Source organism: Parabacteroides sp. MSK.9.14 (assembly GCF_019041495.1).
Taxonomy (GTDB): Bacteria; Bacteroidota; Bacteroidia; order Bacteroidales; family Tannerellaceae; genus Parabacteroides; species Parabacteroides merdae.
Window position 1 is genome coordinate 58,152 of the sequence record NZ_JAHPXO010000018.1, and the last position, 15,756, is coordinate 73,907.

General features: G+C 46.1%; 14 protein-coding genes. All 14 read right to left on the minus strand.

The genetic code is table 11. The features are described from left to right. Nucleotides 1–6: 6 nt before the first annotated feature. The 14 genes from KTG12_RS11195 to KTG12_RS11260 all read right to left on the minus strand — a co-directional run bounded on the left by KTG12_RS11195 (nt 7) and on the right by KTG12_RS11260 (nt 15,753). Complete coding sequence (locus KTG12_RS11195; RefSeq protein WP_075965555.1) at nt 7–2,037, minus strand: type IV secretion system DNA-binding domain-containing protein; 2,031 nt, start codon at nt 2,035–2,037, stop codon at nt 7–9. A gap of 100 nt (nt 2,038–2,137) precedes the next feature. Continuing rightward, the gene (locus tag KTG12_RS11200; protein ID WP_075965556.1) at nt 2,138–3,466 is read right to left on the minus strand and encodes a fimbrillin family protein; all 1,329 of its coding nucleotides are present in this window, start codon (nt 3,464–3,466) and stop codon (nt 2,138–2,140) included. Between the two features lie 48 nt (nt 3,467–3,514). Next, nucleotides 3,515–4,471, minus strand: a complete 957-nt coding sequence (locus KTG12_RS11205) for a fimbrillin family protein (protein ID WP_122298303.1) — start codon at nt 4,469–4,471, stop codon at nt 3,515–3,517. 28 nt (nt 4,472–4,499) lie between these two features. Beyond that, nucleotides 4,500–5,705, minus strand: a complete 1,206-nt coding sequence (locus tag KTG12_RS11210) for a fimbrillin family protein (RefSeq protein WP_075965558.1) — start codon at nt 5,703–5,705, stop codon at nt 4,500–4,502. A gap of 18 nt (nt 5,706–5,723) precedes the next feature. Then, nucleotides 5,724–6,785, minus strand: a complete 1,062-nt coding sequence (locus tag KTG12_RS11215; protein WP_081415404.1) for a fimbrillin family protein — start codon at nt 6,783–6,785, stop codon at nt 5,724–5,726. An 8-nt stretch (nt 6,786–6,793) separates the two neighbouring features. Further along, on the minus strand, nt 6,794–7,849 hold the full coding sequence (locus KTG12_RS11220; RefSeq protein ID WP_122298305.1) for a hypothetical protein: 1,056 nt from the start codon (nt 7,847–7,849) through the stop codon (nt 6,794–6,796). Nucleotides 7,850–7,862: 13 nt separating this feature from the next. Further along, a complete protein-coding gene (locus tag KTG12_RS11225; RefSeq protein ID WP_075965561.1) occupies nt 7,863–10,031 on the minus strand; it encodes a c-type cytochrome biogenesis protein in 2,169 nt (722 codons plus the stop codon). A gap of 13 nt (nt 10,032–10,044) precedes the next feature. Then, the gene (locus KTG12_RS11230) at nt 10,045–10,599 is read right to left on the minus strand and encodes a DUF3575 domain-containing protein (protein ID WP_075966078.1); all 555 of its coding nucleotides are present in this window, start codon (nt 10,597–10,599) and stop codon (nt 10,045–10,047) included. A gap of 38 nt (nt 10,600–10,637) precedes the next feature. After that, nucleotides 10,638–11,111, minus strand: coding sequence for a hypothetical protein (locus KTG12_RS11235; RefSeq protein WP_075965562.1), 474 nt, complete (start codon nt 11,109–11,111; stop codon nt 10,638–10,640). A gap of 149 nt (nt 11,112–11,260) precedes the next feature. Beyond that, nucleotides 11,261–12,145, minus strand: coding sequence for a conjugative transposon protein TraN (gene traN, locus KTG12_RS11240; protein WP_075965563.1), 885 nt, complete (start codon nt 12,143–12,145; stop codon nt 11,261–11,263). 34 nt (nt 12,146–12,179) lie between these two features. Then, nucleotides 12,180–13,277 carry a conjugative transposon protein TraM gene (gene traM / locus KTG12_RS11245; RefSeq protein ID WP_075965564.1) on the minus strand — a complete coding sequence of 366 codons (1,098 nt, stop codon included), beginning with the start codon at nt 13,275–13,277 and terminating at the stop codon, nt 12,180–12,182. 27 nt (nt 13,278–13,304) lie between these two features. Further along, a complete protein-coding gene (locus KTG12_RS11250; protein ID WP_122298307.1) occupies nt 13,305–13,829 on the minus strand; it encodes a hypothetical protein in 525 nt (174 codons plus the stop codon). A gap of 3 nt (nt 13,830–13,832) precedes the next feature. Continuing rightward, nucleotides 13,833–14,447 carry a conjugative transposon protein TraK gene (gene traK / locus KTG12_RS11255; RefSeq protein ID WP_075965566.1) on the minus strand — a complete coding sequence of 205 codons (615 nt, stop codon included), beginning with the start codon at nt 14,445–14,447 and terminating at the stop codon, nt 13,833–13,835. 49 nt (nt 14,448–14,496) lie between these two features. Beyond that, a complete protein-coding gene (locus KTG12_RS11260; RefSeq protein ID WP_075965567.1) occupies nt 14,497–15,753 on the minus strand; it encodes a hypothetical protein in 1,257 nt (418 codons plus the stop codon). Between the last annotated feature and the right edge of the window lie 3 nt (nt 15,754–15,756).

The window sequence follows — 15,756 nt, forward strand, 5'->3', positions numbered from 1 at the left end:
GACGAATTACTTACCATTAGGGTTCTCTTTTGACTTGGCATAAGCCTCGGGGGCTTCCTCCTGAATCAGCAAGTCAATATCCTGGATAATCTTGTTGTAGTTGGCTGCCAAGAACGCCTCACGCTCGGCAATACTGCCAAATGTATATACTTTGGGGATTTTTACATACTGCTTTTCTTCAGCCTTGATTTTTTTCATATCCATTTTTGTCCTGCAGTTATACATATATCGGGGAAAATCGTCCCCTTCTGAAAAGTCCATGGCCACCTGAGCAACCAGCTCACCGGTACGCAAATTCGCAATCTTACTGCCTGGAATCACATAGTCCATATTCTCATTGATAGAAATCGTCGTTTTGCTGTCCGCAATAGAGACACCTTCCTTAACCTGCTTAACCTTGCCGAAAAAGTTCTGCAGCCAATCCAGCGTATCCTTGCTTCGAGCGGAACCGCTGATGACGTTGCCGACAACAGAAAAAATTACGTCCGCACCAGTCTTGCCATACTGCTGAACCAGCTGTGCCTTCTCCTGAATACCCATAAGCACGGACACCTTATTTGAACGTGCCGTTGCAATCAGGTTGTCGATCTTGTGAAAATAGATAGTCGGCATCTCGTCGATGATAATCGAACATGGCAGGTTATGTTTGGTATTTACCAGACGCACCAGACGGTTCAGTACCAAGGCATTCAATGCCGAGTTAATATCCTGTGTGGCCGGAGAGTTGGCTATAATCAAATATGACGGAGAAGCAGGGTTACTGATATACAAGGAAATGTCATTCCCTGAAAATATCCAGTAAGACTCTTTGGTAGCCAGACGCGAGATAGAAATCTTCAGTGTACCGATCTGCCCTTCCAACTGGTCAAACGCACTGTTGTTGTATGCAGACCGGAAGGGAGAGAGCAGGGATTCCAATTCTCTCTCTTTAAAGAGCACATCGAAAATTTCTTGATAGGATCTATTCATAAAGGCAAGCACATGTGGCAGGTCCGACCATATACCATGTATCATATTGCCGTCATCATCCTTACGTGTGTATTTGGAGAAATAGAACAGGCAGGACGCCAAGAAGTTGATAGCCGACTGGGAGAAAAACTGGTCAGAACCACCCCCACTGTCATTACCCCCCTTTTTCAGGGATTCTACCACGGCGGTTGCCGTTTCGATGGCATCGGCCAGTGTCTGTAAATATTCAGGGCGAAGCGGGTTCACCCGTCGGGAATATTCGATATCGTTAAAGTTGATGACGTTGAATTCAAATGACTCAGGGATGATTCCTTTTTTCTTGTTCATCAAAAAATTGTAGAAGGCAATATTTGCTAAATCCGGGAACTTAAAATCATACACCATCAAGGCAAATCCTTTGGCCGAATGTTGACGTATATAGCTGTTAACCACCGAAAATGACTTTCCTGATCCAGGCGTCCCAATAAGTAGTGTGCCTCTAAAGCTATTAACGATATTTATCATACCATCATGCCATTTTTTCTTGTAGTAGTACCTCATGGGAATATTTACAGAGTACGGATTCTCGTTAATAAATGACGTCTGCTCAAACGATTCGTTGTCGTTATTCCACCGGTCTCGCAGCATATTCGAGCGAATCTGTTTGGAGATATTGTCCAACCCCACATTCAGCAGAATCGTGCCGATAAAGGACATGATGATGTATAGGATGGAAATCCAGTTGTACCAAGCCGTAGCATCCTTCGGCCGGAAGACAATCACCAGTGCCGAAGAGAAAAAGAAGATAATACCCGTAGCCAATGGAAGGGCCACTTGGGTATAAGGATTAAAATCCAGTTGTTTTTGCGGACGTGAACCGATACTTACAAGGATTTCCAGAAACAGGATAAGCAGTTTGCTGAAGAAGATATTGTTATAGATAGGTATTGCACGAATACGTGCCAAAATATCATCGAAGAAGCCCAATGGCGGCAGGTCGCAATACATTATGATCTCAAGTATCAGGAAAAAGTACACGAGCCCCTGCATAAAGGAGTATAGTTTCTGTTGTTCTCTAGTTTCGTCCATAGTAAGTAGGTTGAATGATTCATTAAAAAAATAAAGGCGGCTACTGACATAAGCCGTGCCGCCTTCATATTAACGATTATAAGTTCAAAAGTGCGTCCTATTAGAACTCCTGGTTGAATTCCGGAGTTGTATTCCACGGCTTAACAACGATAAAGTCAGAAATACCATCACCATCAACGTCACCGTCAGTGCTCGGATTTTCAGGATCCGGGACAAGTTCAAGACCTTTACCGGTCAATACGAAGTTGTATACATACTTGTAACCCGGCTTCCATTCAACTTCAGTGATGTTGGTAACATGACGTTGGTCATTGAATTTAACGTCTGCTGCGTCGATATAGAAGTCCTTACCGTCAACAACCACGTGGAAACCACGAGTCATCTTAGTCGTGTTTGAAGTAGTAGCCTCTTCAGGACATACCAAAGCAAAACCTTTACCTTGACCATAGTCAGGTGTACCCGAAGCGACAGTAGGATTCAATGTGAAATTACAAGTATTTCCAGCTCCGGTATAAAAGTCTGTCATCTTCAAAACACCTCTATCAGTTACATTAATCTTACCTTCGGCAGTAGCGTCACAAGTACCTGCAGTCGGCAAGGTATTGTCTGCTCTCGGTTTCCAGTCATCCTTACCCTGTTCATTAGTGATACGTTCCAACTGCATGATTTCAACAGCAGTAACGATACCTTCACCTGAGTATTTCTTTTTAGGATCAGTAGCATTCTTCAACAGACGTATTTCCACATAAGCCTGGGCATGCTTCATATACAGGCGGGTCTTGTTGTTCTTGTTGTCAACATAATCCTTATCAGTACCGATTGATTCAGTAGAACCACCGTTGTCATTCACATTATCACCCGGAATAGTGGAGCTACCGTTCAAGGTATTACGGTGAGTACCGTACATGAAGTCAACCTTGTTCGGTGTGTTGAATACGATCGGACATGCGTTTGGTTTCAATGCAACATCACCATTGTAATAAGCGCTACCGGAAGTTGTCTGAGAAGGTGAATATGCATACAGACGAGCCTTCACGTTAGACAGTGTGGCAGGGTCAGCACCATCAGAATACAACCAACCTTTCTGAGTTTTGTCATATGCCAATTCGCGGTTCAAGTTGATAGCACCTTCATACTTGGTGAAGTCACCATTAACAGCTTCGGCATAGTCAGTGATAAAGAAACGCAGCTTATCTCCGGTTTCCCATGGATTATAAGCAGTACCGTTGGCATCTTTATCATCGCCACCTACCAGGCCTTCAAAATTACTCTTGGTACCGGCAGCAGTGCCATCCACATCAAATTGAACTTCGATTCCAGTACCTTTAGTACCTACACCGGGGTTATTACGACCCATCTCGTCTTCATTAGAGCAAGCAACCATACTCATAGCTGCAAGGGCCATTGTAAAGAACTTAAATTTTTTCATCTCTGTTTTGTTTAATAATTTATTATTGAAAAACTGAAATCGTTTCACTTAAAAATCACCACCGCCACCGAATTCACCTCCGGAAGTTCCACCATCGGTCCAATCTTCTACAATTACAGAATTGCCGTCGAACTTGAGTTCCATACCGGAAAGTGTAATCACATAACGGTTCTTGGTATTCTTTGCCCAGGTGGTACCCTCCGGCAAAGGTAAGTAGAATTCACGGCCATCTACATTAATCATAAAAGCCGTATGGCTCATTCGATAGGTCGGCGCCACCATACATACGGGGTAACGTCCGCTGAAATTTCCATGGAAAGACTTGCCTATCAAATCAATGATCTTAATCGAGCCCCAATGGAGAGGCTCGATATAGCCTGTAATACAGTTCAGATAACCACTCTGTACCAAATCCTTGTTTTGAATCAACTTACCGTCATTATCCAACGCAACGATACGTGCATCTTCAATAATACCCGTACCATGATATGGCTGGTTCTTGTCGATAGAGATGTCAAACTGGATCATGGACAAAGCGTGGTTCATGATCAAATCCGCATTGGGGTTATCACGGGTTACCTTTTGGGTCTGCCTGTTGGACCCGTACATATAGTCCACCATCTTGTCTTCGCGGTCAATCTGGATAGGTATGCTGTAAGGATTCACCACATCCGCATCATAGGGGTAATAAGCGAACACCAATGCCGGATTATCGTTCAACGGAACAACCTGGGAAAAATCCCAGCGTAGCTTGCCGATACCGACCGAGGTTGCCATTACATTGCTATACGGATTTGTTTTATACCATTCACCCGTTTCATTCTCAGTTACGAACAGACCGATCTTTTCATTGTTGGCGAACGCATAGTTGTTCACGTTGGAAAAGATACTTGTCGTAATGGAAAGGTTCCCGTCATTTGGATATACGACGGGATCTTTGTCATCAGAACAAGCGCCGAGAACCAAGCCCACACCCAATAGTGAAAGTAACAATTGTTTCTTCATACGTTTTATCTGATTAATAATTTATCAATTAAAATTCACCCGGAGTTGTGCCACCGTCTTCCCAAGGCTTGACAGTGATAACTTCACCGTCGGCGCCGTTGGTCATTTCAAGGCCCTTGCCTGTCAATACCATGTCATATGTATACATGAAACCAGCCTTCCATTCTACTGGTTTGTCAGCGGTACAGCAAGGGATGTAGAAATCAACATCATCCACAACCACATGAAAACCGCGAACCATATCATCCTTACAAGGAGCCAACAGTACTTGGGCAGTACTCCAGTTAGGGACTCCCACAACAGTAGGATTCAAAGTGAATGACGTCTTATCCGCACCGTTAATCAAGTCTGTCATCTGAGCGACCTTCCACTCTCTCGGTGTAATATTGTCTTCTGTCTTGGTGATGTCAATATATCCGTCAGCAGGCAGTGCAGATCCATGTTCACCGTCAGCCGGAACAAATATTACATTGCCATAGCTGCTGACAGTCTGCTTGAGCTGCATTACTTCCACAGCAGTAACAATTCCTTTACCCGTATATTTCTTTTCAGGATCAGTTGCATTTTTCAGCAATCGCAGTTGGACAGAAGTCTGTGCATGTTTCATATACAGACGAACCAGCGGGTTCTTATTATCCACATACTGCAGATTTGTTCCGTTTTCGTGTATACTTCCTCCATTGTCAGTTGTGTTGTCTCCATCCGGATCCGTTACACCGTCTTTGGTATTACGGTGTGTACCGTACAAATAATCCACTTTGTTGGGTGTATTGAAATTGATGGGCACACGTGTCGGGTCCAATGTAGCGTCACCGTTATAGACAAACGGTCCTGCTACCGGAATTGAAGGTGAAAACGCATACAATCGGGCCTTCTGGTTAGACAGGGTCACAGGATCATTATCCACGTTTTTCCAAGTTTCCTGTGCTGCCACATACTTATAACCTTTGTTCAGGAAATCAGCACCCGAATACTTCTCTACGGTGCCGTCCGCTTCAAACTTGTCATGATCCAATGTGAACAGACGGATTTGGTCACCGTCCACCCAAGGATGCCCGCCGGTCATCATACCTTCCGTATTGCCTTTTGTGGAGATGCCATCCACAATCATCTCAATGCGCAGGTTTGACTTTGAACCGTCCGTTGACGGAGCTCCGGGAGCAACCGTATCCTCATTGGAGCATGAAGCCATGGCCATTGAACCAAGAATGGCCGCAAATAATAACTTCTTCATAACTTATAGTTTTTAAATTCAATTGTTTGATATACTTTTCACGCCAATATTACCACCCGGAGCCCAAGGAATAATTTCCATGCCACTTCCAGAACCAGTTGAACCATTGCCATCACCGTTACCTGGTGTAAATGTCACTTCCGAGCCTGTATATTCAAGAGTAATCAGGTAGTGATAACCTGCCTTGAATTCACCACCGGTCTTATCCTGGTCAACTGTCACTGCATATGTCTGACCATCTATTGTCATATTCACGTCAATACTTCCTTTACATGGAACAACAGACATGAACTCATCCCGTCCACCCAAAGTGCTTCCGACAGCCTGTGGTATTGAATTACCTATCAACGTATTAAAAGGAACAGGATTACTAATGGGGGTAATACCGCCATTAACGGCACCTGTTATAAAACAATACTTTGTTTTACCCTGTTGAACCGCTTTAGTTGCCTTGTCTTTGCATATTGCACTAAATGCAGTGACACTACCCTTACCGATATTACTGTTCGGGTCATAAGCCATTTTGCGTTTCAATCGGAATGATACACGTGCCAAAGCATGGTTCATACGCATATGTACCTGAGGTGTCATACCATTCACACCCGAAGAACCGGCGGGCAGCTTTGCCTCGCCCCACAGATAGTCAATGTTGGTGGATGTATCAAGCGTACGATAAGAATTAGGCCACAATCCGTCATAAGAATGGTCCTCACCTTCGTCATATGGATAAAAACAATACACATCGCAATAATCCTCAGTCATACTATAAGAATCATAGGTACCCCAGTATTTACCATCAAAAGTATAGCGCAACACACCAATCTCCTTAGTGTCGCTGTACAAGTTACGTGTATTCTTGTCCAACAGAAGGAATCCCACGTGGTCACCACTCTTGAAGTAAGTTGACCCAGTACCATCATAGGCTTTGGTAAACTGCGCCTCTCCCTGGTCAACGATGGTTATTTCAGGCACAACCTTTGTACCGGAAAAATCCCTCGGACCCTGTTCTTCCACATCGGAAGAACAAGCGGCGAATGCCATTACCGCAGCGGATATAAGTAGATATCTGATTTGTTTCATAATAGTGTTTATTTCTTGCCAATGTTATAATATTCCCAAAGCCCTGTTTCAAATTCAGAAAAAACAACCCCCAAGTTCAAGTTGTCGCTTGAAACGTCAATATCAATACGGGCGACCATGCACAGGTGAGCGAAGTTTGCCAAATACGAACTTATATCAATACTACGAACACGTTCTTCACCATTGTCCAACTGAGCCCATACAGTCAGGATATTACGGGTGTTGTCCACCTGCTCAAAACGTCCCAGGAAGTCAAGTACAGTGAATTGGTATTTGTATTGGATGTCAGCCAGATTGTCTGAAGAAGGATTTTCCGGATCATAACCCGGATCACCCGGACCTGGAACCTTGGATGCCATATAGTTACAAGTAACGGCGCTTTCGGGTACACCTTCACCGGTTGACAAGTTCAGTTCAGTAGCGATACCGGACAAAGAGGTGCGGATGCCAGTCACATTCGGCAGGCTCGGGTTATCCTTTCCCACCCGGAAGCGGAACTCAAGAAACTTTGTTATCTGTCGCTGCAGCACCGGAATCTGGTTTCTTGTATCCGGCCCCATCACCAGTTCAGTATCTTCAAACTTTACATTGGTTGATGACTGTCCCAAATAGAACAGTCCCGGTTCAGCTATATGACTGCCTGTCTCGTCAGCGTAATAGTCGACGAAAGCGGTTGCCTTGTCATAATTTTCCAAGTTCTTGAACTTGATATTCTGTGACATATTGGATACCGGTAATGCCGGATCTTCATCGTTCACTCCGTCATTGTTGACATCATTGGGTCTTGTGAAAGTGATTACACGGGCACCGCCCATCGGCATACGGGTGGTTACGGTGTCGGGAATACCCTCCAGATTCGGAACAATGCTGTATTCACCCTGATAACCCTTATCGTCGCTATACATCAATGCATAGTTTCTGTCCGGAGAAGAAGGGATATCATTATAACCCTGCCAGTTGTTCTCTACACGCAACCAGCCGAAATAGTCACAATCCTCTGTAAAGTCGCAGGAAGAGAGAGCTGCGGCCACAAACAAAAGAGGTATAAATTTCTTTGCTTTCATATAGGTTTTGTTTTTATTCGTCAAACATTGATTTATTCAAGTCATAAGCCTGGATCAGCTGGTTGATTTCAGGGTCAAGCGCTCCACGCCACGCCTTAGTCTTATCCATAGCCACAGCCTTTTTGTAATATTCGATTGCTTTGGGATAGTCTTTCTGGCGTGCATAGATGACAGCCATCAGATATACGGTATTAGCCGTTTCCTTTTCCTTTTGCAGAATATTCAAAGCCGGAGTGTCGTAACCCATGGATATATAGCAGATAGCAGTGTTGACATCATCATAGTCAAGCAAAATCTCCAAAGCGTCTTTGTAGCGACGGTTCTCAAGCAGTTGGAGTCCTTCTGCATATTTCTCGTCAATCACATCTGTATGAACCGTATCCTTAACCATGCCCTTGCGGTGCATATTGAACTCAAAGTTTACGGCACGCAATTCAGGATAGAATGCGTCTTTCATCAGTTTGTAGTCAGCCGGGAATTGAGAACGGATTTTGCTTTCACGGATATCAGCGTTCTTTTCGTCACGAATCAAAGCAAGGATTTCATTCTTGTTTTTCAGCGTGTCCGTTGCATTCAGAATTTCCTCCAGTTTCGCCCAGTCCTCTGCCAGATAGTGCGGGACAATCAGCTTGCTCAGCTCGATGTCTTCATTCTGACGGCCACGGAAGAACTGTCCCATTGACTGAGAACGGCGACGTGCCAAGTTCTCGTTCGCTGCCCGGGAACCTTCCGGAGAACAGGTGGCGGTCATCACGATAGAGTCAACTACGAAAATACCTGTTTCATCAACCTGACGAACTATTTTTTCCACCTTGTCAATCTCATCTTTGTTATTACCCATATCCAGCTTAAACTCGGATTTTCCGACAGGGAATACAATGTGTGCCGAATAGTTTTCGAATGCACGGCGTTCCACTACCTTCTTCACATAACGCGGGGCGCGGTCCAGGAATGTAAGCATGTTGGATATAGTATATACAATCGTATCCGAGTTCGGCATGTTGTAAACCGCATCATCCAATGTGGTAACGTCTCCGTTCAAGGTCAGGAACAATTTCTTGTTCGCTTCGTCCACATGCACGTCCTGAGAATAGTAGTATTCGATATCCTTTCCCTTATCCACGATAGAATCCAGACGGGCATTACGTGCGAAGGGGAACTTGACATACTTCTCATACATTTCTTCCGATTTGCGCTTACGTGCGTTGTTGTTTTCCACGTCACCGTAACGAGTATAGAAGTCCATCCATAAGAGCGAGTCCACACGAGAAAGCATCAGCTTGTCAGGGTCATCGCCCAACTCCTGAATATACTTCTTGTACTTGGCCGGCGAATAGCGGAGATTGATGTCGCGTAACATCCAGTTCACGGGAACACCATCCAGCATACCTTGCTGTTGCAAGCCCAAATAGGCCAATTCCTGCTGTGACAGTCCATTCAGCTGGTTAATGGTCGTTGTCGGAGTCTCCCCTGCCTTCTGGCTGATCATGTATTCGGGATACTGGTTATAGTGCAGGAATCTGCGGTTTACCTTATATTCCCAGTTGTTGAAACGGTCCCGATCCCTAAGTACTTTCTTGCGGTGTTTGTTAGCAAACAAGTTCTTGCGGTCCAGTGTAAGGTAATACAGACGGTAATCCACGAAATTCTTCACGAAGTCTGCAGAATCCGGGATGATTGTTTCCATGTAATTCTCATACTTCTCATAACCCTTACGACGTTTGTCATCAAAACGGGCTCCGGTAATGAAGATGTCATCCAAAAACAGCGAATCCTTGGTCACATCCTTTGTTACCTTCGGAATCAGGTGCACCTGCCAGTTCTTATCCACCAGGCCCTTCGGCACACTTACGATAAAGTCCACATTTACTTTACCGTTACGTTCGGGTACGGTCTTGTTCTTTGCGAACACGCGGACTTCAGACAATGTATAACTGGCGATGTCACTGCCGTCCTTATCTTTGGTGGCAACGGAAATATACGCCTCTTTACCGTTTTCCTTGAACTTGACCTCGCGCGGCACATCCACTACAGTGGTGTCCACGGTCTTTCCCGGCTGGCTTAATCCGGCTGTCAGGTTCTGCCCTTCCATCTTGCGTACAAATGCTCGCTTCCCGCTACATGCGCACATCAGCAGGCAACTTGCCACAAACAAAGGCACTATGTAATATTTGATTCTCATAGCAACCTCCTTTTTAGAACAGGTATACGAATGCTAATGAAAGTTTGGTCGGGACGAAATTGATTTTGTGACCCGGGTCAGGCAGAGAACCACACTCTTTGCAAAGGTACTTGTCAAAGTCATGCCACATCAAACTGCCACCTAATTCAGCCTCGAAGTTCCAGCGTTTTGAAAGCATCTTAGAATAACCGACGGAGAAACCGCCACCTACCCCCCAACCATCATAACGATAGTCAGACAATTCCTTCCATCCAACATGGTAACGTGAATAGATTGCATGGAATCCCATAAACCAACGCATATACGATTCCGTAAACCAATAACGTACACCAGGCTGAACAGTAAGGTTCTTCATCTTACAATTGTCTGCGATAAAGTTGTACGTGAATGGATTGTAATTAACCGGCAAGTGAATAGATACTTTGCGGCTTGCAGTTGCAGAAAGTTCAAGATTCAGGTTCCCGGTAGCCAGCCCGAGCACGTTTGTCTTTACTGAGTAGAACTGAGCATTGGCAGACAGTCCCAACATAAGGAAGGCTGCCACTAATAGAAACTTAAATTTTTTCATGAGTACCATACATATTTATTGTTTATTGTATAATTACATCAGAAAGGGATACGCAAGCCCATAGAGAGGCCGTTACGCCAAGGGCGTCGTGTCCAAAGCGCATATTCATTGTTTTGGGCAATGAAACCCTGAACACCGTTTCCAAAAGTCCGGTTAAGCTCGAATCCCATCTGGAATCCGCAAGTGAATCCTTCCGCATCGGCACCTAAAGCCGCACCCATACGCATCTTGAAAGTGGAGTTTTTGCCTCGGTGAAGGGGAAATTTGTAGGCATAACCGCCACGGTATTCCTGCAAGTACTTCCAGTCCCCTTTTTCGTAGCTGTCATAAAATTCCGCGAACAGTTCGTGGCTGCCATGGTAACGTGATTCCATTTCGTAGGAAAGACGGACATCAATTGCACGTAGAAGAGAATAACCGCCGGAGATACCGATGTATTTTTCCCCGTTGCCGGCATAGAGAGAACCGGACACGCACAGGCACAGAGCTAAGGAGTAAATATATTTTTTCATATCGTTTTGGTTACTTAACTAATCGCAAAATTATGCTTAATTTTTGAAAAGAACAAATATACGAGCGTTTTTATTCATTTAACGCTCAAATTATTAGAATTTTAAGTTCACAGCCGCCCAAGCGGTCTCAGACGGCTATGATCCACATTTTAATAAATCTTTTTATTAAAGGTATCCGCATTCAGAATATCCTCGTAGTCGATAGTCAGGAGAATGGTTCTTCCAGAGTACTGCTGTTCGGCAAGTTCAATGGTGAAGACCTTCTCGTCAGAGAATGAGAATTTCTTGAACACATAGACATTGCGGTAGTTTTTCTTGAACTCCTTGATGTCAAAGAGACTCATGACCGGCTCGACCTCCACTGACTGAGTGGTAGTTCGCTTGTTCTGTTTCTTGTCCTCAATCTTGAAGCGTACCTGGTCGATGTCATATTTAATCTTGGTCTGGTTGACCAGTTCGATGTCCATGAAGAAATAATCGTCAATGGTATAGATGTTGTTCAGTTTGAACAACATCTTGTCCTTCTTGGTGCGCACGTCGTGATAGTTCGCCTTGGAGTTCCAGACAGTCCAGCAGAACTTCACCATCTCCGTCTCGGACATGGACACATCCGGGTTCAGGTAGCTGCTTTTCTCGGACAAGGGAATCACGTACTGGCTGCAGGCATCCTGGGGAATCTCGGTATAGACCAGCTGATACTGGGACACGCTGCGTTCGGTCACGATAGTGACGATACCCATGGATTGTCCGTCAATAAAGGTACGGTCTTCCTCGCCCCAACCGCCACGGTTGTTCTTCACCTTGATTTTCTCTTCAATCGGCTTGATACGAAGAATATTCTTCAATGGCAGGTTACCCACCACCTCATTCATGGAAATATCCACATACTTAATCGGATCACCCGTCACAAAATGGGTGGAGACCTCACGGTTTACCTTAACCGTTTCCATCACATCAATGCTCTTAGTCTGTCCGAAGGCAAACACCGGCAAGACCATCAGGCCCAGCAATACAATTAACTTAGATGCTTTCATATATCTTACCTTTTTATATTAGACATAGCTTGTTTTATTTCTCGTTGCCGTTCACCAGGATAACCTGTGTGTTATACTTGATACGGGCCTTGTTCTTGGAAAGGTTACGTCCGGCGGTGCGTGTGCCGATGCTGATCAGTTGGTCAAACATATCGTAACCCAGTTCTGCCAGACGGGAAGACTCGGACTGGTCCACGTTCACCCGCATGGAGCCTGTGAGTTGTGATCCGGATTCCTGCACGATGGTTGCGAAGTTGGATTTCGGCACATACAGTCCGGGGTTGGCGTCCAGGTCATAGATTTCCAGCTTGACCGGGATAATCTTGTCCTCCACCATAATATTGTTGATGGTCAGGTATACTCTCATGTTACCGAATCCGCTGATGAAGGAGTATAGGTACGTCCCTTTTGTAAGCTTGTATCCGTCCACCTCGATGTCATCACTCAACCGGATACGGACACGGGAGCCCTGTTTGCCCTTTACCACTTCATCCACCATAGCATGAATATGGCTGGGCTGGCGTTTGTCGCGTAGCGTGTTGAAGTACTCGCTCTCTTCGACGGAAGCCTTTGTCACCGTTTTCGGTTCCGGGTCCTTAGACTTATTAGGGTTTGTTATCTTCGGTTTCTCTTCCACAGCCTTTTCCGGATTTGCCAGTCTGTCCAACATCTCCATTTCAGCCTTGAACTTTTCGAACTCAGACAGTTCCTCTTCCTGCGGTTTGTTGTTTGAACGGCTGGTGCTTCGTGAAGACTGCGATGAAGAGCGGTTTGATCGATCATTCACCCGTCGCACGGATTCCCTCTGCCGTCTGGTTGACATCTGTGAAGCCTTCATTATCGAATCCAGTTTGCGTGCCTGTTCGACTGCCGCTATGGAGTCATTGTATGCGCGTCTGTCCGCTTCTTCCTCGCGGATACGCTGTTCCATCAGCTCACTTTTGGACAGCTCGTTCTGCTCGACAGCATCGGGCAGGTCCACCACCACTTCTGCCGCCGACGGCTCTACCTTTTCATCTTCCTCTGCGGTCCCCACCAAAACACCGCCAAGGAGCAGCACAAAAGGCAGGACAATTATCGGTAGCGCATATTTGGGCTGCCTTGCCAACTTTGAAAAATCTATTCTTCCCATAATCAGTTCTGTTTATCTGGTTAAATATTACTTTGTAGTCAACATTACACTGTCCACCTTCTCCGGCGGTCTGATTACCGATTCGTCAAACTTTCCGTAGCGGATAATGAACTCCCGGTTCGTTTCTATCCTGTACAGGCTGTCTGTCCGGTAGCGCACCGTATCGATTTTCATCTCACGCACAACCTGTTCCACGAAATCCTTCGGGGTATTGGTCTTGAACACCTCCCCATACCCGGAGGAAAAGCCCATCACCCTGCCCGCCACGGAATCCAAAGCCAACGGGTCAGTGCTGTCCGGGGAAGGCCGGTTCCCTAAAGCGATAAAGTACAGCAGTATCGCCGTCATGGTACCGCCCATGAGAGCCACCGTCACCCGGGGATAGCGTTCGGTAATCAACTGAAGGCGTTGTATACCCTTATCTATATGGGTAAACCGGAACACCTTTTCGGTTATGGCAACCGTCATGTCCCGGGTTGTCTCAAACACCTTCTTCTCGTACTCCTTCTGTTCCTCCGGAGATCTTTTCCGTTTCAGCCCAAGCAAACCCATAGATCAATTATTACCGTTTTCAGAACGAAAAGAACTGTAATCCTCCACCATCCAGTTACGGATCATCAGTCCATGGATGTTATTCTCCGTACGAGGCTGCACCTGAATCTTACCACTGGTAATCAGCTTGTAGTAGGTTCCCCCATTACGGCGGTCAAAGCGGATGGTTCCCCAATATCGGAAAGTCATCTGGTTCTTGTCAAACTGGATGCTGTCCGTCATCAGCCAGGAGTGCATGTTATTCTTCACCAGCTCGTTATAATAGCCACGCTCGCGCATATTCATGTACTGTCGGTATGCCGACTGGTCACAGAGGTAGTTGGCTCGCTCCATGTTCTTCTTGATGAACTCGTTGTCCGGGCCCAGGGTGTAAAACAGGGAGTGAAAATCCTCGACCAGCCCTTTCACCTCCATTTCCATGGTCAGCCCACCATTGGACCGCACAGCCGAGAAAGCATTATAATTCGCGTCCAGCACATAGATGCGCGACTCCGATTTGGAGATGCGGACATCCGCATATATCATTGAACCTATGGAAGTGACAACCGTCACGATTCCCATGATGATACAAACCACCAGTACCAACTTCTGTTTTTGCTCTATATTTCTTACAAACATAACTATGCTATTTAGATTATTCGACTAACATTATTATTGCGGGGCATTATCAGGATTGCCCCCCTCCTATAGTACTGCCCATACCCTTGATAACAGAGCCGCCTGCACGGACCACGCTGGAAGCGCCCATTGTCACGATACCTACACCGGCAGTGACACCTGTAGCTGCCGGAGCCGTTCCTGATGTCTCGATAATCCAAGACGAACAAACCGGCACATACATGGTCGCACCGCACGCTGCCATGATACACACGACAAACATACAAGCCTGGCCCGTCATGGCGCCCGCATACTCATAGAACTCATCCCAGTCCTTCAGCGGATCCTCCGTCTTGGCCACCAAATCCGTCAGGTATTGTATCTCACGCTCCAGCGTGTATCCCAAAATGGTATAAATCACAGACAGTGCCACAAACAGGATGACAGAGTAGAATGTCACACTGAGGTAACGTGCCGTCCATGCCGACCAGCTGCTACGCCATACCCCGAGCACGGAAAATCCGAACGAGAGCGGTCCGATGATATACAGTATACTCATAAAGAGCGTCTGCATCATGATGATCAGCACGATTGAGAACTGAAGAAATATCAGTCCCAGCTTCTCGATGATCAACGTGAATCCCCACAGGAAAGCCTTGAACACCCAAGAACCTCCCGCAATCAGCTTTTGGGACAGTTCGTTATAGTCCGTCACCGACATGCTGGAAATCAACGCCTGCAGGAAATCCTCGTTCTGCCAAGAATCCATGGCATTATCGACCATGGCCGCCTTGGTGTAGATACGTCCCGTCAGGATATCAATCTGTTCCCACCGTTCGGAAGCCAGCTGTCCGATTTCCTGGTTCTTGGCGTAAATCTGCGCATACGCCGTTCCTTCCAACTGGGCTGCCGGCCAGCGTACCAAATCGCAATACCCACCCCAGAACATGATAACCAGCAGCAGGGCGAACGGTCTCAGGAGCGGCATAATCTTCCAAGTCTCTTCACCCAACATATAGTTGTAAGCCTTTCCCGCAAAATGAGCCAGGCACAAAAAGCCGGCAATCACCTTCGCATAGTACGCCATGGCACCCACCAGGCCCGTGCGGTCCCCGGCGGTAATCATCCGTTTCAGTTCCAGCATGTAGTCAAAGGTGTCCTTGTCCAGCAGACCGTTGCTGAAGATGTCAAACCCACCGGTGGTGTCCCCACCTTGCGCCTGCAGATGGAAGAACCCGTTTTGGCTCAAATCCAGCAACCCGCGCACTCCTGACAAAAGAGTGTCCAGCAAAGGTTGCCATGTACTATCAAAAAACAGTTCATTCATAGT